Origin of the sequence: Staphylococcus simulans (assembly GCF_002902285.1) — a bacterium.
GTDB classification, from domain to species: Bacteria; Bacillota; Bacilli; order Staphylococcales; family Staphylococcaceae; genus Staphylococcus; species Staphylococcus simulans.
Genome location: NZ_PPRU01000038.1, coordinates 24,672 through 43,120, shown reverse-complemented (window position 1 = coordinate 43,120; position 18,449 = coordinate 24,672). Strand labels below are relative to the sequence as shown.

Annotated in this window: 16 protein-coding genes; 1 reads left to right on the top strand and 15 read right to left on the bottom strand. The window is 31.7% G+C overall.

Translation table 11 applies throughout. The features are described 5' to 3' along the window. Positions 1–294 precede the first annotated feature (294 nt). Positions 295–567: an NDxxF motif lipoprotein gene (locus CD112_RS09085; protein WP_103364197.1), complete on the top strand. Its 273-nt coding sequence runs from the start codon at positions 295–297 to the stop codon at positions 565–567. A gap of 52 nt (positions 568–619) precedes the next feature. Here the strand turns inward: CD112_RS09085 and CD112_RS09080 are convergent, their stop codons facing one another. The 15 genes from CD112_RS09080 to CD112_RS09005 form a co-directional block, all read right to left on the bottom strand. Next, positions 620–1,171 carry a DUF805 domain-containing protein gene (locus tag CD112_RS09080; RefSeq protein ID WP_103364196.1) on the bottom strand — a complete coding sequence of 184 codons (552 nt, stop codon included), beginning with the start codon at positions 1,169–1,171 and terminating at the stop codon, positions 620–622. 501 nt (positions 1,172–1,672) lie between these two features. Further along, on the bottom strand, positions 1,673–3,028 hold the full coding sequence (ulaA, locus tag CD112_RS09070) for a PTS ascorbate transporter subunit IIC (protein WP_002480168.1): 1,356 nt from the start codon (positions 3,026–3,028) through the stop codon (positions 1,673–1,675). A gap of 20 nt (positions 3,029–3,048) precedes the next feature. Then, on the bottom strand, positions 3,049–3,333 hold the full coding sequence (locus tag CD112_RS09065; RefSeq protein WP_002480169.1) for a PTS sugar transporter subunit IIB: 285 nt from the start codon (positions 3,331–3,333) through the stop codon (positions 3,049–3,051). 1 nt (position 3,334) lies between these two features. Further along, positions 3,335–3,778, bottom strand: coding sequence for a PTS sugar transporter subunit IIA (locus CD112_RS09060; protein WP_103364195.1), 444 nt, complete (start codon positions 3,776–3,778; stop codon positions 3,335–3,337). A 3-nt stretch (positions 3,779–3,781) separates the two neighbouring features. After that, on the bottom strand, positions 3,782–5,722 hold the full coding sequence (locus tag CD112_RS09055) for a BglG family transcription antiterminator (protein ID WP_070462990.1): 1,941 nt from the start codon (positions 5,720–5,722) through the stop codon (positions 3,782–3,784). Positions 5,723–5,858: 136 nt separating this feature from the next. Then, positions 5,859–7,082: an abortive infection system toxin AbiGii family protein gene (locus CD112_RS09050; protein WP_070462993.1), complete on the bottom strand. Its 1,224-nt coding sequence runs from the start codon at positions 7,080–7,082 to the stop codon at positions 5,859–5,861. Beyond that, a complete protein-coding gene (locus CD112_RS09045) occupies positions 7,082–7,672 on the bottom strand; it encodes an abortive infection system antitoxin AbiGi family protein (RefSeq protein WP_103364194.1) in 591 nt (196 codons plus the stop codon). Before CD112_RS09045 ends, CD112_RS09050 begins: the two co-directional genes overlap by 1 nt. Beyond that, positions 7,669–7,875, bottom strand: coding sequence for a hypothetical protein (locus CD112_RS09040; RefSeq protein WP_103364193.1), 207 nt, complete (start codon positions 7,873–7,875; stop codon positions 7,669–7,671). Before CD112_RS09040 ends, CD112_RS09045 begins: the two co-directional genes overlap by 4 nt. Next, positions 7,872–9,080, bottom strand: coding sequence for a restriction endonuclease subunit S (locus CD112_RS09035; protein ID WP_103364192.1), 1,209 nt, complete (start codon positions 9,078–9,080; stop codon positions 7,872–7,874). The genes CD112_RS09040 and CD112_RS09035 overlap by 4 nt, the downstream gene beginning before the upstream one ends. Beyond that, positions 9,073–10,626: a type I restriction-modification system subunit M gene (locus CD112_RS09030; RefSeq protein ID WP_103364191.1), complete on the bottom strand. Its 1,554-nt coding sequence runs from the start codon at positions 10,624–10,626 to the stop codon at positions 9,073–9,075. Before CD112_RS09030 ends, CD112_RS09035 begins: the two co-directional genes overlap by 8 nt. Further along, the gene (locus CD112_RS09025) at positions 10,626–11,207 is read right to left on the bottom strand and encodes a restriction endonuclease subunit S (RefSeq protein WP_070463003.1); all 582 of its coding nucleotides are present in this window, start codon (positions 11,205–11,207) and stop codon (positions 10,626–10,628) included. The genes CD112_RS09030 and CD112_RS09025 overlap by 1 nt, the downstream gene beginning before the upstream one ends. 585 nt (positions 11,208–11,792) lie before the next feature. Next, positions 11,793–14,597: a type I restriction endonuclease subunit R gene (locus CD112_RS09020; RefSeq protein WP_070625583.1), complete on the bottom strand. Its 2,805-nt coding sequence runs from the start codon at positions 14,595–14,597 to the stop codon at positions 11,793–11,795. A 59-nt stretch (positions 14,598–14,656) separates the two neighbouring features. Beyond that, positions 14,657–15,739, bottom strand: a complete 1,083-nt coding sequence (locus tag CD112_RS09015; RefSeq protein WP_023014788.1) for a UvrD-helicase domain-containing protein — start codon at positions 15,737–15,739, stop codon at positions 14,657–14,659. Then, entirely contained in the window at positions 15,724–17,277 is a 1,554-nt protein-coding gene (locus CD112_RS09010; RefSeq protein ID WP_023014789.1) for an ATP-dependent nuclease, read from the bottom strand. Before CD112_RS09010 ends, CD112_RS09015 begins: the two co-directional genes overlap by 16 nt. 359 nt (positions 17,278–17,636) lie before the next feature. Further along, a complete protein-coding gene (locus tag CD112_RS09005) occupies positions 17,637–18,350 on the bottom strand; it encodes a zinc ribbon domain-containing protein (protein WP_070463010.1) in 714 nt (237 codons plus the stop codon). Positions 18,351–18,449: the final 99 nt, after the last annotated feature.

The window sequence follows — 18,449 nt, the reverse complement described above, 5'->3', positions numbered from 1 at the left end:
TGTTGTTTGATGCAGCACAAATAAAACAGAAAGCGAAGAAAAAGAGAAGACAGTTAAAACAGCAAGTATTCCTACTCAATACTTTGATAAGAAAGCTACTCAATCTACCATTTCAAAGTCACAAATGAAAAAAGATATTCAACTGTATTTAGATAGTGATAAAAAATTAACAAAGGCAGGTAATTACTATGAAGTACTCTCTAATCCAGAAAAAGAATTAACTCAAAAAGACATCGATAAAATAAAGAAAGCCAGTCATATAAAAAAGAGAATGATCAAAACTTCTCAAATTATATTCAAAACAATAAGTTACCTAACAACTATCAATCTAATGCAGACCGTATAAGCAAATTCACCCAATCTAATAACAAAGTTATGATGAACCTTGATAAAAGTATTGAAAACTCATCTGACAAAATTAAAAACAGCAAATTACCTAAAGAAGAAATCAAAGCTTTACAACAATCTGCCAAATCAGTTAATGGCAAAGAACAAGCAAAGATTGAACAATTCCTAAACCAAGAAAACATTCATATTATGGCATTTGAAAAATTAAAAATATCGTAAATAAAATCCACCTCCATCACTTTTAAGCAGCATTTGAGGTGGATTTCTTGTTTTATAACGTCTTTGAAAATGACTTAACTTCTTGTTTCTCTTCAGGCTTTGGTTCAACTTTATCTTTACGATATTTATTATTCACAACTTTGCTTGGTAACAATGTAATTACAAAGCAATAGATACCTAATCCAAGTGTAACCGGTATAAATGAAATATGAATAATAAGCATAATTACTGTAATAAAGTTTGGATGACCTGTACCAAACTGATTGAATGTTAAATCCGGAAGATATGGAATAGTCATTGACATTACCATAAAAAGAATCGGGATGAACATTGATTTTCCATTATCATGAAATCGTCTTACTAATAAAGAAAGAATAAACGTAAACATTGTCAGAATGAACATACCTGCCATTCCCGCAAAATACATCATTCCAGACACATACCCTAGAAAACTGAAAAAGCCACCTATTGTAATTGGTGTAGTTAAGATAGCTACCCATGCGATCGTGTACCAATATTCTTGCCTTGATGTACATCCTTTAAAATTAAAATAGTTTTTCAAAAATAACCCGAAACACTGACCAAAACTTGCTTGTTCTCTCATGCTGCACCGTCCCTATTTGATTTGGTTATAACAACCACTTTATTATACTAAAGAAAGTTGAATTAAATCTATGTAATTTTGAAAAAGTTACTATAAAAAGCCAGATAAACTAAAGTCATAATAATAATGAAATCGATAAAGCTATACTTCGTGTCAGAAACAAGAAGGATGTTTTTAACTATATAGTTATCCTTAGTATACGGATAATGTTTCAAAAATTTGGAAACAACTATATACAGGTACTTAACAATCACATAGATCAAACCTACAACAACCAACAGCAATAAGAATCTCAACATAAATATCTTCCTCGTTAGTAATATTTATAAAACTTTATTATGTAATTATTATCAAAATATAATATTATTTTATAATAATGTTAAATATACCTTAATTGTCATTTTTTGTTCTTTCTTTTTCCATTTTCTAAGGAATCTCTATTTATTATTAAATATAAAGAACCAGCTACTCTACTCTGAATAGCTGGTTCTTAAAATTATGTTATTTACTTTCTGCTTTTTTATTCGCTCTGCCTTGTAAGATAAATGCTGCAGCACCAATGACTACAATCGCAATGATAGCGCCAATTAGTCCTAAGAATTTAACGATATTACCAAAGACAATACCTACAACTAAGAAGTCTGTATCTGAGAATGTTGTTGCAGCTACGCCTAAATCTCCTAGGAACGGTAAGAACAGTAATGGTAAGAATGTGATTAATAAACCATTAATGACTGCCCCTGCAACTGCACCTTTAATACCACCTCGTGCGTTACCGAATACACCTGCTGTAGCACCTAAGAAGAAGTGAGGAACTACACCTGGTAAGATAACTACACCACCAATTAGGAACATGATGAACATACCTAATACACCAGTGATGAAACTTACGAAGAACCCAATTAATACTGCGTTTTGTGCATATGGGAAGACAATCGGACAGTCTAAAGCTGGTTTAGAGTTCGGTACCAATTTCTCTGAAATTCCTTTGAATGCAGGTACAATTTCAGCCAAGATTAAACGTACACCAGTTAAGATGATGAATACACCTGCTGCGAATGTTACACCTTGGATTAATGAGAATACAATAAAGCTTTGACCATCACTGATTTCACTATGTACATAACCAGGTCCCGCAAACAGACAAGCGATAATGTACAATGCAATCATTGTTAATGAAATACTGATAGTACTTTCACGTAAGAAACTTAACCCTTTAGGGAATTTAATATCTTCCGTTGATTTAGATTTACCACTAAACAATTTACCTACAGCACCTGCTGCCCAGTAACTAATAGAACCAAAGTGTCCTAATGCGACTTGATCATTACCTGTAATCTTACGCATTGTCGGTTGAAGCAATGCTGGGAAGACTGCCATAATTAAACCTAAAATGATAGCCCCAATAATTACTGTTAATGAACCTTTAATATGACCTACTGTAAGTAAGATTGCTAAGAATGCTGCCATATAGAATGTATGGTGACCTGTTAAGAAAATGTATTTCAAGTTAGTGAAACGTGCAATTAAGATGTTCACTAACATACCACATACCATGATTAATGCAGCTGTTGTACCATAGTCTTTTAATGCTAATGAAATAATCGCTTCGTTATTTGGTACGACCCCTTGTACACCAAAAGCATGTTGGAAAATCTTACCGAATGGTTCTAATGATTTTACTACAACATCTGCACCAGCACTTAAGATTAAGAAACCTAAAATTGTCTTAATTGTACCTGTAGTAATTTGTGAAGCGGATTTCTTTTGAACAATTAAACCTACCAGTGCAATAAGCGCAACAAGAATTGCAGGTTGACTGAGTATATCGACAATAAAATCTAAGATCGCTTGCATGGCTTATCCCTCCCCTTCAATTAGATAAGGTTATCTTCTTTTAATTTAGCTTCTAATTTTTCTTGTAATTCATCTTTATCAAGAATGTTATCCAGTACTAACACGTTACCTAAACGTTCTGCGTTTTCTTCTAAGTCACGACCGCAGATAAATAAGTCTGCCATATCTGGACTAGCTGTCATAATGTCACTGTGTTCAACTTCAATATCTGATGGTGCATTAATATTTCTTAACGCCTCTTGTGCATTCATTTCTACCATGAAACTACTTCCTAATCCGTGTCCGCATACTACTAAAATTTTCATCTTAATCATTCTCCTTTATAATTTCGATAATTTCGTCGCTATTTTTTGATGCTAATAATTGATTTACAACTTCTTTATTACCTAAGAGACCTGCTAAACTTTGTAAGACATTTAAGTGTGATGTATTATCTGTCGCACTTAATACAAAGATTAATGAGGCGTAATGACTATCTTCAGCAAAATTGATAGATTCATTTAACTTCAGTAGGCTTAAACCTACTTTATTCACATTATCTTCTGGTCTCGCATGCGCAATCGCAATCTCTGGCGCAATCACAATGTAAGGTCCTAATTCTTTAACGCTGTCAATCATCGCGTCTATATAGCCTGTCTCGATGTAATCTTGTTCTAACAAAGGTTGTGCTGCTTCAGTAATCGCTTGTGACCAGTCTGGGACTTGGTCTTGCACTTTGATTTTATCTTTAGTCAAAATGTCGAGTGCCACGTGTTACTCCCCTTTCATACTCACTTGGTTAATATATTCATTTATTTCACTTACGTTTCCTTTTAGAAATGCTGCTTGAGAATCTTTGTTCATCAGTAATTCACTAAGTTGTCCTAATGCTTTCAAGTGAATCTTAGGTGATTTCGTCGCTAAGGTAATAACTACATGCACTGGGTCATGATTTGGATTTCCAAATGTAATACCATGCTTAAAGTAGGTCAGCGCAAACCCTGCACCTTGTATCACTTGTTCTGTACTCGCATGTATCAATGCGATATGTGGACTAATCACCATGTATGAACCGAATTTTTCAAACTGCATTTTAATTTCTTTCGCATATGCTGGTTTTACAATACTATCTTCAACAAGTGATTGAACTGAGACATCAATCGCTTGTGATTTGTTTAATGCCTCATTATTTATTGAAATACGATGCTTTGGTAGTAAAGCACGTAAGTCGTCACCCATCTCGTTCATCATCGCTATGCGTTGTTCTCTTGCTTGATTAATCATGTGATTCAGTTTATCTCGTGAATTTTTGTTTAGGAATGGATCCACGTGGATGACTGGAATGCTGTCGATATTAAAAGAAACTGTAGAGATGATGTAATCTACTTTTTCGTTTAATAGTTGTTGTTCGTTAATTTGATAAACTGAGTACGCATCTGCGATGTCTAGTTCCGGGTAAGTATTGGCGAGTTTACTTTTGAGTAGTTGGGAGGTGCCAATACCTGAACCGCATAATAGAACGACTTTGATTTTGTTGTTGTCGTGTGTTGAGACGCGTTCAATGCTAGATGCGAAGTGAATCGCGATGAAGGCGAGTTCGTCTTGGGAGAAGGTGATGTGAAGCGGTTCTTCCAAGATATCAATATGACTTTCAATCGCTTCTATAATGTTAGGATAACGTTGATATATTTCGTCTTTTAAGGGATTCTTTTGGGTCATATCAAACTTCAAACGATGTATTGCTGGCTTCATATGGATCATTAAGTTGTTGAGTAGTTTATGATCGTTTGTTAAATCGATACATAATATGATGCTGACTTGTTTAATTAACTCTGTGACCCACGTTTGTAATTCAGAATTATTTCCTGGGTTATCATCATCTGAAACTTTTGAACCTAATAGGTGTAAAGTAATAAAAATGGCTTCTGATTTTGGAAACTCGATTTTGAATTCTTTTTCTAGGTTCTCTTTCATCTTTGTAGCAATTTCATATTGAGATGTTTGAGATAATCGTTTAACTTCATCTTCTGGAATATCAAAAGAGAAGTCTTCCTTTAAGCGTTGCAAGGCAATTAACACATGATAGATCAGACCGTCGGTCGCTGATTGTACTAAGTGATAATGTTCATTCTTCAAAGTATCTACTACAGTTTGTCTCACTCTCATGAGTTCATCTTCAGAAAACAATCCAGAACGTGCAAAAGGAACAGCATTACGAAAATAAGCGCGAATCTGATGTGCATATGCTTTACGATAATCTTCTTCATGTCCCTGAATGTTAAAACCTTTATTCTTAATGTAGTTTAACTCCAAGTGGTAAGCATTTAACCATTCTTGAACGACCTTTAAGTCTTCAACGATTGTCCTTCTAGAAACGTTAACCATTTCAGCCAATGTATTAGAAGAAATCGGTGTTTCAGACTCAAATAATTTCAAAGTAATATTTAAAACACGTTCTTCTTTTGTATAATGCACACATAATGTATGAGAAGCATCATCCAACAAATAATTATCTAATGCTTCAACCTTCACTCCTGATGATTTATTACGATATACACGATAATTAAAACGATTTGCATGATCTTCAATACCTTCCAAATCATATTGGATAGTACGTTGAGATACATCAAACCGTTCAGCTAACTCCCCAATCGTTTTATACTCATCTTTCTCAATGAGAAGATGTAACATATTCATTTGTCTATTACTCAACAAGTTAATAGCCTCCCTATATCTTTATTGTAAGCGATTTCTTAACTATGTAGATGTGCAATCTATTGCATGGAAGAATCCGAAAAATTGCATAGCAAAAAGCACCCTTTTAAAAGGTGCTTTAGAAACAGCAAAAACATTAGCTATTTGAATATATCTTTTCCCAATATTCTTGTAAGTATTTTGCTTTTTGATCAATTTTTATATCTTCATTATCATTCATAAGATAGAATTTCGATGACACTATCATGCCATCATCATTTCTTTCTTTAATGAATATCTTTAAAGTATTATCATTTAATTCTTCAAATTCTTTAATTTTTATGTTACTTGTCGAGAAGAATTGAAATAAATTTAATGTTTGTTTGAAAAGCTCTATCTGCTTTTTTTCCTTCCAAGCGAACGTTGATATACCTTTTTCATTTTTTAATTTATTTTTCATCTCTTCTAATTCTTTATTATTAGAAAAATTGAGTTCAACACTTGTTATACTTCCCTGTTCTCTAATGCTTTCATTAAATAACAAAGAGACTATTAGTTTATCCAAAATTTCATTTTGCTCATTTGTTATTGGAAGCAAAACATTAAATTTAACTCCAAGAAGGTTTTCTATCTTTTTTACTTTCATCCAAAAATTCTTTCGTTTAAGTACAGTTAACACCTTATCTTGGTTGTACTCATGTTCATCTTTTTTATATTTATTTAAATTAATACCATTTATAAGTAGAACTTTTGTTAAAAAGGCATATTGAATCGCGTAAGTATCTAGAATGTGAGAAACACACGTCTGAGTATTCTTTTCTTCATTAGTTCTCATTGCCAGTGAAATATCATTTTTCTTTATAAACAATTCAATTTGTAAGCCATCTTTATCATATCCATACTTTTTTGTATACGCACTCTTTTTATTAGGTACTCTTTTTAAAATTATATTTTTCTCCTTACCATCATAACTTAGCTTCCAATCAACAACATCATTTTTATCAAATGGAGAAGGTGCTATAATCAATTCATAATCTTCAGGCTTTCCATTTTTATTAATTACTAATTGATGTAAATATATTTGATGGCCCTCTATAAACGCTTTATTATTAACCTCATCTAATTTTATTTCACTTTGAGAATTGTACAAGTAATTATCTAAATCATTAATGTTATTAACATCATCAGGCAGATTACTTTTGGGTATATTAATATTAAAAGTCATATCATGATCACTTGTTAATTTTAATTTGTCCATCGTTGAATCATACTTATATCTGGCGTTAGTTTCTCTTCTTAATAATTCCTCTAACAATTCATCACTGTAATATTCTTCTAACTTCTCTGGATATTTATTATTTTTTTCAAAATTTATTTTCATCAGAAATCATCCTCTATTTCTTCTTTTGAAATAATTTTAGTGATTAATTCAATTTGTTCACTTTGTGTTAGCTTTTTGTTGTTTGCAATTTCATTAGCAACAACATTTTTTTCACGATTTGTTGACACAATGATATATTTCACATCTATTGTAGCAAACGATAACAAATGTTTTTCATCTAAAGCGATTGAATGATTTAAATCGTCCAATTCAAAAGTAGGGTTAATATAAAATTGACTTAGTTCTTCATTCTCAAACAAATTCGGTATATATCTATGCTCTTGTTCATCTGTAAAAAATTTAATACTACCATCTTGGTAACCCGATTTTGGTTTAGTGAACATTAGTCTGTTGAAAATGTAATTTTGTATAACCCTATCTTCTTTTTCATTAGCATACTTAAATAATTCTCGAAACTCTTCAAAAACATCCGAGTTTTTAAATAAATAATGAACAGGAGATATTTTTTTGTTTTCTCCCCATTCTTTTGATAAAGCTATACCATGGTTTCCATAGGTACCGTAATGATTCTTTAGTTGTTTTAAGGGTATATCACAAAAACAAAGCATAGGTATTGCTATTTTATTCACATTTTTTCATGAAATTGTATATCTAAATAATCAAAATCTTCTATATAGAATCTAGGAGACATTCCCATTTTTCTCAAATCTCCGAGCAGATAATCAATTTTTTTCATACACCGTATCAAGCAGTTTGCATTTTGATAGCTCTTGTTAGAACTTCCAACTGGAACATCATTTAATTTTTCTTTTCTTATATCTTTTTTACTCATATGAACACCTTACGCAGTAACGTTTTTTTTCTTTCTCTTATCAATTCAATTTTCCGCTTTAAATCACTTATTTTATCGTTAATTTTATTAAATATTGTTATAATTTTATATTGCTCATTAGCATCTATAGGTAATCGAACTACTAACTCTCTAATTTCTTTTCCAGATATTGATTCGAAAGTGCTACCTTGAGAGATTCTACTCCACCAATTTACTTCTTTTAAGTATTCTAAATAAAAGTAAATGAACTTTGAACTCTTAATGCTACAAACACCTCTGCCAATAACAACTGGAAGCTGTGATATTCCGATTTCTCCCACTGGTGCCCTTACAGTTAATAATATATCGTTTGTATTTGTTATTTTTGTTTTTTCTTTAGTAAACAACCTAGGATATACTTTCCCATCTTTCAAATCGGCATTTCCTTGCACTAATACCATGTAATTTGAATCATTAGTATAGTTTTTACTTTTTGGGCTTTGTCCCATAGTTACTTCAGCAATTTCTCCTAATCTTTTCTCTTCCCACTCAGGATACTCATTTCCATTCTCATCTTTAAATCGCAATTCTTGAGAGAATATCTTTTGCATATAACCCTTCTTCTGTTCTTCTAACAATGCTAATTTCTCTTCTTCTAATTCAATTTGTCGATCTAGCTTACTAAAGAAATCACTAATTTTTTGTTGTTCCTCTATATTCGGATAATTAATTTTTATTTTTGCTAAATCTCCTAGGTATATTCCAGGTTGAGCTGATACTACTTGCTTTTTCTTTAATTCATTTTGAAACTTTTTAGCTTGCATTAGAAAAATTAAAAAGTCACTTTTTATTTCATCATTCATTCTGATTATAGCGACACTTCTTTGAAAGGCTATATTTTTATTGTTTTTTACTAAAGCCAATCTACCAATTGTTCCAACTATAGATAATAAAATATCATTGACCTCAAGGGAGTAATTTTTATATATACGATTGTAGTCCTCTATTGAGATTTTTCTATCACTTTCATCAATATATACTTTATTATTTTTTATATTTTTGGCACTTAATAACCAAGGACCACAGGTAACATCTTTATGTGTTCCATGCGTTCCATCTTTTAATAAGCTCGTTTTTTCACCCAAAGTAAATTCTTCCCACTCCCCACTAAACTCTGGGAAGCGTAGTTCAGGAACATTTGGTTTGTGTTGGTTTTGCTTACTCATTTTTATACACTCCCAATTCTTTTAAGTAGCCGTTGATTTCTTCTTCGAGTTGGGCTATTTCTTTATCGATGTCTGCGATGTCTTTTTGGACTTGATCAAGGTCTACAGGCTCTTCTTCGAATGTGTCAACGTAACGTGGAATGTTTAAGTTATAATCATTTTCTTCGATTTCTTCAAGGGTAGCTTTGTGACTGAATTTATCTATTTCTTCTCTATTTCTGTATGTGTCGACAATTTTATCTACATCTTCATCTGAAAGATGATTTTGGTTTTTACCTTTTTCAAATGATTGAGATGCATCGATAAATAAGACATCATCATCTGATTGACGACATTTTTTGAAAACTAAGATCGCTGTTGGAATACTTGTACCGAAGAATAAGTTCGCTGGTAAACCAATAACTGCGTCTAAATAGTTTTTCTCTTCAATTAAGTAACGACGAATTGTACCTTCAGCTGCACCACGGAATAACACACCATGCGGTAAGACAACAGCCATTGTACCTTTATCATCTAAGTGATAAATCATATGTTGAATAAACGCAAAATCCGCCTTAGATTTAGGTGCTAATTTACCATAGCTACTGAAACGCTCATCATCTAAGAACTTTTTATCCGCACTCCATTTAGCACTATATGGCGGGTTAGCCACAACCGCTTCAAACTTCTCTTCATTCGCAGCTGGATTTTCTAATGTATCTCCATTTTCAATTTGGAAACGTGTATAGTTCACATCATGTAGTAACATGTTCATTCGTGCTAAGTTAAACGTCGTACTATTAAACTCTTGCCCATAATAATTACGCACATTAGCTTCGCGTCCAACACGTAATAATAATGAACCAGATCCACATGTTGGGTCATATACACTACGTAAGTCAGTCTTACCAGTTGTGACTATCTTAGCTAAAATCTTAGACACTTGTTGGGGCGTATAGAATTCTCCTGCTTTCTTACCTGCAGTCGCCGCAAATTGTCCAATTAAGTATTCATATGCGTCACCTAACATATCGATTTCAATGTCAGCATGCATAAATGGTAATTCCGCAATATTCTTTACTACTTTTGCGATTAAATCTGATTTTTCTTTAAACGTTCTACCTAGTCTTGAAGATCTTAAGTCCATGTCATCAAATAAGTTAATAAAATCATCATGACTATCTTCACCTTGGGTAGACTTCTCTACTTCTTGAATTGCTTCAGCTAGTTTGTCTAATTCAAATTGATTATTACGTGCATCTTTCACAAACTTACTAAATAAGAATTCAGGTTTCACAAAGAAACCAATACGGTCTGTTAAAGCGTCTTTAAGCACTTCACGATATTCATCGTTTTCCCATGCCTCTTCGTATGTAATATCATCTTCTCTAAGTAAAATATCTACTTGTTCTTCTGTTTTTTCAGATAAGAAACGATAGAAGATTAAACCTAGGATATAATTTCTAAATTCACTCGCATCCATATTACCGCGTAAGTCATTCGCAATATCCCATAGTTTCTTTTGTAATTCCGCTGTTTGTTGACGTTGTTTTTCAGTCGTTGACATTAATGATTCCCCCTGAGTAATGTTTCTTTTAAATAACAATCCATAAGCTTTTCACGTTTTTGTTTTAAATATTTAAGTCGTCTTCTTTTTTCTGCAATGTCACCTATTAATTTTTGTCTTTTGTAAGGTGGTAAAGTGATTTTCATTTGTTGAAGTTGTTTAGCAGTAATTTTCTTAACTAAACTTCCGCCTTGTCTAAACAGATTCAGTTGTTTTAATGATTCCGGTGATTCGTTAAACCAATAAACAAAATACGCTGGATAAATCTTATTTCTATCTATCTCTATCTGCGTATAGTTATAAGGTAATAGCGCACCTGAATGCTTGTGACTGATTAACACACATTCAGCATTCATCATATTCACTACAATCTGGTTTTCATAGACATAGGTCGCATTATTATCTTCTTTTAAATATAAGGTGGTAGGTTGGTGTGATTCTGAAAGATAGTATCCTAAGTCTTCATTCATCATACTTTGATCATAAACAATGCGACAGATACCTTCTGCCTTACCAACTGTCTTTAATCGGTTTAATAATGAACCGCTTCGATAATCCTCTATAAAATTAATGACATCCACCTCACTATTATGTATTTTTTCATTACTACATTAAATATAGCTCATTTACCTCGTATAGTAAAGCTAGAATACAAACGTTTGTTCTCATTATACCTTAAAAAGTCCATTCTTTAAAATCGTCATAGCTTTTTACAATTCACCTAAGTTTTAACCGATTTTCTTTTTATATTATACATTTATATTAATAATATTTTCTAATTTGAGTGTGTGAAGTTCTACTTGTTTTTATTACATCATGAAAGGTCGTGTGCATTTGAAAGCTATTGTGTGGATTATCAATATACTGAATTATCTTCTTTTAATCGGTTTGATTAGCATTTCTGTTTTTACTGATCATGTTTCAGAACAGGGCCCAAATATTATTACATTATTTCTCACATTTACTTTAGCTTTGTTGGCTACTTTGCTTGTATTAAGTGTTCGTTTTAATAGAGATGATAGAATTAATAACTACTTTTATGTGAGTACGTTTTTAAACTTGTTCAACCTTTTTATTGTCTATCCAGCACTTGTTATCTTTCTCTTTTAATACATTTTTATTATGTGAAAAAGCAGACCTCTTATTCTCAGGTCTGCTTTTGATATCTAGCTTATGCTTGTGAATTTATTAACTGTGTTTTTAATAAACGTAGCGATTTGGTTCACTGTTTTGTTTCGTAATAACAAACTGCCTTTTGTTTCTTTATCTATCTCTGATTTATTGATTTGTCCGCTATATTCATATTCATTAATGAAGCGCTCTAACAGTTTAGCGGAGAACGCTTTAGCAATTGCAAACGATTTTATTTCTTCTCTTTTCTTACGCTCTTCAAAACGATAGTACATTTCTCTAATATCTGCGTCTACGCTTAATGTCGGGATAACATCATCTAAGAATTCACGGATTAAGTCAGATTTCAATCTTAAATGTTCATCATCTGCTTTATCGAGTAACTTACGTATTTCATCTGTATCTTCTTGTTGTGCTTTTTTATCTCTCAAGTTAATACGTGCAAGCAAGTCTAAAATGTAATCCACATTGATAACATCATTACGCATCAATTCAATTGAGAAATCGATATCTTCTAAAATAGACGCTTTTTCCCCAGCATTTTCTTCTCTTTGTTGTTTTCGTAGTTGTACTTGTCGATAGATTTCTTTATATTGACCGAGGTAATCCTCATATTCCTGATGATCAATACCGATTTCATCTAACGTAAACTCGAATTCTGGGAATGGTTTAATTTTGACTAATAGGAATGTTAAGTCTCTAAATGCTTTAACAAATTTTTCTTTGTCTTCATCACGTTCTAATTGTTGAATCGTTTCCGCTAGCGGCGCTATATCATAAACTGCAGCTAACGCTTTTTGGAAACGTTGTAATAACACGTGATAAGGCGGGCTTAACACTACATCTGTATTATCTGTTTTAGAGAATATTTCTATTGCTTTATCAGTGTTCGCTTTCAAGTTACGATAGCATACGATATTCCCATATGGCTTTGTTTCTTTTTCAACACGGTTAGTTCTTGAGAATGCTTGAATTAAGCCATGATGATATAAGTTTCTATCAACGTATAGTGTATTTAATAACTTACTGTCAAAACCAGTTAAGAAGATATTAACCACAATTAAGATATCTATCTTTTCACCTGGTATTACTTTCTTCATACGTTTAGAAACATCTGAAAAATAACCTGCATAGTTATAGGTATCAAAGTTAGTACCGAACTTTTGGTTATAGTCTCTCATGACATATTCTAATTCGTCACGTACATATACATGATCTTCTTTTTCTTTCGTGTCCTCATTTGGATCAGAACTTGTAAAGATTGATGATACTTTCAGGTTATGTTCTCCTGCTTCTTCTTTCTCTTTAAAGACACGAAAGTATTCCATTGCCCTTTCAATACTATCTACTGTAAAGATTGATGTGTATTTACCATCGTATGTTTTCTTTTTATAGTTTTCGATAATATCATCTACTATGATTTCATGACGCTCTTTATAGCCATAATATTCTGGTCTATCAATATCTTTAACTTCTCCATCATTCATATGCTTTTTAAGATGCGCAACTTTAACATAGTCTACTGAGAAGCCCAGTACGTTATTATCTCTAATAGCATCTTTAATTAAGTAATGATGTAAGCAACGACCAAAGATATCAGCTGTACTGCGGCCATCTTGGCTTTTATTCACTTCAAAGCGTGGTGTACCTGTAAAACCAAAATACTGTGCATTTTTAAAGTGTTTCTTCACATCACCATGCATACTTCCGAATTGTGAACGATGACATTCATCGATAATGAAAATGACTTTATCTGTCTCATAACGGTCCATTACTTTATTACCAGAGTTAACAGCTTTAGCCATTTTCTGCATTGTCGTTACGATGAGTTTATTTTCATCTGACCCTAGTTGTTTTAATAAAGTTCTCGTATTTTCTGTCGTATCTACGGATCCCTTATCGAATTTATTAAATTCTGATATGGTTTGACTGTCTAAATCTTGACGGTCAACTAAGAAAATCACTTTTTTGATATCATCTTTTTCAGCAAGCAACTGACTGACTTTAAATGATGTCAGTGTTTTACCACTTCCGGTTGTATGCCAAATATAACCATTATTATTTGTTTCAGTTGCTTGGTTTAAAATTTCTTCCACGGCATAAACCTGGTATGGCCGCAAGGCCATCAAGATACCTTCAGTTTGATTGATAACCATATAACGACTAATCATCTTAGCGATTTGACATGGTTCCAAGAAATCATCAATGAAGTCACGTAAATGTGTAATACGTTCATTTTCTTTATCTGTCCAATAGAACATATGACTCTTCAATAATTGCTTATCATTATTAGCAAGATAGCGTGTCTGTAATTTATTACTGATAACCAATATTTGTATGTACTTAAACAAGCCCGTATAGTTATAGCGTTGATAACGCTCAACTTGATTAAAGGCTTCAGTAATTGCGACACCGCTTCTCTTCAATTCAATTTGAACCAATGGTAAACCGTTAATTAGAATCGTCACATCATAACGGCTTTTATGTTTATCTTTAACAGTGACTTGGTTGGTCACTTGAAACTTATTTTGACACCATTTTTCTTTATTGAAGAACTCCAAATAAGCGATAGTACTGTCGTCTCTAACTAATTCATATTTATCTCGTAATTTCATCGCACTATCAAACACGGACTTATCCGAAATATCCACCATTAATCGTTTGAACTCTGTATCTGATAACGGTTCGCCCATTAACCGATCAGCATTACGTTCATTTAGAATCTGGCGGAAATTATTTTCTAACTGTTCTGTGTTATGAATCTTTACACGTTCATAACCTAAGTTGTTAAGTTGTTGCATTACTTCTTCTTCTAAAGCATGTTCACTCTGGTATGACATAGTCTCCCTCCACTCTATTCAGCATTTTATTGTTATACATTACCTGAATGCCTTTCTTCTCATTGTTCTTTTTTCCATTTTTTATAGTCAGTATCTTTAATAATATATACATTAGTTTCTGCACGTGTCAAAGCTACGTATAATCCATTTTTGGTTTTACCTGAAATAGACTGCCATTTTTCTAACTGGTCTAAGTTTTTTGTTAATATAACACATGTTTGTTTATAGGTATCACCTTTAGAATAGGACCAATTTATAAAATTTTCACCATTCACATGTGCTACTGTTTTATTCCATATTAATTTAGGTATAGTTTTATCTTTCATAATCTTGTCTATATCTTCTAAACTGCTCAAAAATTTTATTTTTCCATTCAATGCATTTTCTAGATCGGAGTAAATATCAATGTTTAAATTTTTCCTTATAAATTCACATACCTCTGGTGAAACTCTACGACTTTTATCCAATAAATTATCAACTATTTCTATTCTTTTAAAGTGCTTTTGTAAATCTTCTTTGCAATTGATTATTTTGAATGGAAATTCTCCATTGCTGGTAAACTCTCGAGTTGGGGTTAATTGACTTTGAAATATATCACCTACCGCTTCAACTTTGCATTCTACTTTTTCGAAAACATACTTCATTGCTTTAAAATCATTAGCTTTATAATCTTGAAATTCATCAAAATATATTGCATCAAAAAACATAGAAATCCTCTGAACTATCCGTTTCTTCAGCCCGCTTGATTGTTTATTAAAGAGTTTGGAAATTCGAGATATATACAATTTATTATTTGCATCCATATAGTGACGTTTATCATCTATTTTAATATATTTAGGCTTTCTAGAATCATCAACAGGAATATCAACAATATTGATTCCCTCACTTCTTTGACCTTTAAGTATTGGATATTCCGTTTCCATAGGTTTAACTAAAAAATTTAAGACAAAAGAATCGAAAGTCATGTATAATATATTTTTAAAATCTACTTCACCAAATCTATTAACCAACTCTTTTTTAATATTATTAACATTCGAATTGGTGAATGATATCAATAAAACCCTTTGTTTTTCTTCAAAGTCATTAGCAATATAATGTGTTTTACCAGAACCAGCTACAGCTAAAATTATTCTCTTATCCATTTCAAACCCTCCCTAATATATTCGGGAATAGTAATTTCATCTATTTTTTCTTCAATAACCAAAGCGTTTTCAGTCTTGTTTTTCAGCATGTGCGCTTTTGCCAGCTCCATCGATTCATTATTATAAGTAGGAACTGTACGTTTTTCCTTATATTCCTCATCAAAGAATTTTTTGTTAATGTTATAGAATGCTACCTCTAGCGTCCAGTTTTCAATGCTTGCATCAGTGAAAACCTTAAAGTGACTTGTTTCTTCAAAATTATTATCTTCTTTTTTATCATTATCTGTAAACACTAACACTTTTTTCCCCTTTAGATTACTGTTTACTTCAAAGTACCGTTTATAAGATATAGATCCCATAGATATTATATCGATGTTGTCTTTTTCTAAATCTTCATTAAAAATCTTTTTATATATAGCAGGAATCACTATATATTCTGCTGTACCTTCCACTAAAATAACCTTCTCTGCTACTATAAATCGTAATATATCAAGATTATCTGATTTCTTAAAATAATTATTAGTGTCATCTGATAGACTCTGTAGTGAACTAATATTATTTCCTGAAACAAACAATGTGTTTTTTAAGTTTAATCTACTCACTATAAGTGAACTATGAGAAGCTATAATTATTTGTGCATTTGAAACTGCTTTGATTTCTTCAACTAACTTTCTTGTGTTTGTATAACTTAAATGACTTTCTGGTTCATCTATTAAAATTAAATCAAATAAATTATTACTTATTGCTAACTCAGTACGTACAATATTTTCTTTACCTTTTCCCATGTCTTTTAATGAAATTTCGTTTTCGTAAATATCTAATATTCTGCTAATTTCTGTTTTATTCGCATCAAACCCTATGTTCTTTCCGTCATTTATACTTAATTCTTTTATATGATTATCTACAAATCTTGATAGAACCTTGTTAAAATCAGCAGATAGATACATGCTGTCTTGCTCTGTAACTTTACTTTCATAAATATTTTTGGCGTAATTCCCAAATAAATCATTTTTTCTAGTTGAATTGTCTAAATGTATAAATTTTAATGGCATCATTTTCCTTACATAACTTTTGCCTTGAAAGGTAGTCCATGAAGCATTGTAAAATTCAATAGGCAGTATTTTATGGGAAGCAAAGTCTATTAAATCTATTTGATTTTGAAATTCTCTATTGAATTCATACTTAAATTTAATACCAGTTTCTAATTGATTATTGTGATTAGAATAATGCAATCCATTAAACATTGCTTCTTTAGGTATTCGTTGCATATCAATAAAGAGCTCTATTTCTATACTTGGCAAAGTATCAACGGAAGGATTATTAAAAAAGTAATTTGCCATTTCTTTATTAATGTACCTTGATAAAGATGATTCATTACGCTGAAAAAACATTTGATTCAATACGATATCGATTGCAGATAATATAGTAGATTTACCACTTTCATTGTCCCCAATTAATACTGAGTAATCATCATTAAACTCTATTTCGATTTCACTGAATTTTTTGAAACCTCTAATTATAACTTTATTTATTTTCATTATCCAATCTCCTCTAAACATTTCAAATCTTAATACTTACTATTTAATTTTACAATAAAAGTTATATTAATGAATAATCCATTTAACAGTTTCACATACTCATATGTGTTATTTTCAACAACTTTACAATTTTTCTGGATGATGTTGCCCATTTATGTGAAAGTAAAAACTTTATATAGTTGCACAACACACTCTCCAATTCTTATATCTGTATCGTGTTGATATGTGGATTTAGCTAAACTTGAAAAATGGTGTGAGTAATATTTTCTATAGTTTTTAATTTACATTTTTAGTTCGATATTCAAACCAAAATAAAAGGAGTCCAGGCTTACTTCTCAAGCTTCCTAGACTCCTTTTACTTATATTTGATCAATGTTTTCAATAGCTTTGATGTATTGTCCATTTGTATAGACTTTGATGGTGTAGTCATTGTCTTTATTTTTATCGTAGTACCAAGTATCTCCACGTTTTTCATTTGGTACGTTATGGAAGTCGGTGAACTCTCTTGTTGTGACGTTAGAAGGAACAACGAAGACATGATCTACTTTGTTGTCATTGTCATAACTTACGGCAATATTGCCATATTTATTAGCGTCATGACCGTTAATATCTAGACTTTCTTCTGGCTCTCCATATTTCTTTTCAATCTTTTTCTTAGTATCTCCAATATGGAATCCTTTATAACCTGAAGAGTTATCTGCGTTCATAAAGTTAGCGCTGAAGTCATCTGAGTTTACTTCAACTTTAACTGTTTTTGTTTCTTGTTTTGATGTTGTTGCTTGTTCTTGTGTTGTATCGTTTTGTGCTGCTTTTTTGTCGTTATCTTCACGGATACTCATAAAGTGAGAGATAGCGAAAATCAACGCAGCAACCAAAACGAGGATAATAAGACTAATCACGATAATCCAACCTTTTGATAATTTCTTTTTAGATGACTGTATGCTGTGTGTGTCGTTTGTAGGTTTTGATTGTGCTGAATCACGCCTGTCTTTTTGCGGCACTTTTGCACCGCAGTTTGTACAGAAGAGTTCATCAGGTTCTAATTTCTTTCCACAATTTGTACAGTACTTCAAAGTTAAACTCCTTTCTATATTCAGATGACATAGATGCCGTTATTTTAAGTACAAACTATCACCTTTACAGTTTTCACAACTTGATAATGTACTTCAATT

Bases quoted from the DNA above. Each gene is read 5' to 3' on its own strand.
- CD112_RS09020 (WP_070625583.1), bottom strand. From the start codon at position 14,597: ATGTCATACCAGAGTGAACATGCTTTAGAAGAAGAAGTAATGCAACAA.
- CD112_RS09080 (WP_103364196.1), bottom strand. From the start codon at position 1,171: ATGAGAGAACAAGCAAGTTTTGGTCAGTGTTTCGGGTTATTTTTGAAA.
- CD112_RS09035 (WP_103364192.1), bottom strand. From the start codon at position 9,080: ATGAGTAAGCAAAACCAACACAAACCAAATGTTCCTGAACTACGCTTC.
- CD112_RS09030 (WP_103364191.1), bottom strand. From the start codon at position 10,626: ATGTCAACGACTGAAAAACAACGTCAACAAACAGCGGAATTACAAAAG.
- ulaA (WP_002480168.1), bottom strand. From the start codon at position 3,028: ATGCAAGCGATCTTAGATTTTATTGTCGATATACTCAGTCAACCTGCA.
- CD112_RS09040 (WP_103364193.1), bottom strand. From the start codon at position 7,875: ATGAGTAAAAAAGATATAAGAAAAGAAAAATTAAATGATGTTCCAGTT.
- CD112_RS09010 (WP_023014789.1), bottom strand. From the start codon at position 17,277: ATGAAAATAAATAAAGTTATAATTAGAGGTTTCAAAAAATTCAGTGAA.
- CD112_RS09065 (WP_002480169.1), bottom strand. From the start codon at position 3,333: ATGAAAATTTTAGTAGTATGCGGACACGGATTAGGAAGTAGTTTCATG.
- CD112_RS09050 (WP_070462993.1), bottom strand. From the start codon at position 7,082: ATGAAAATAAATTTTGAAAAAAATAATAAATATCCAGAGAAGTTAGAA.
- CD112_RS09015 (WP_023014788.1), bottom strand. From the start codon at position 15,739: ATGGATAAGAGAATAATTTTAGCTGTAGCTGGTTCTGGTAAAACACAT.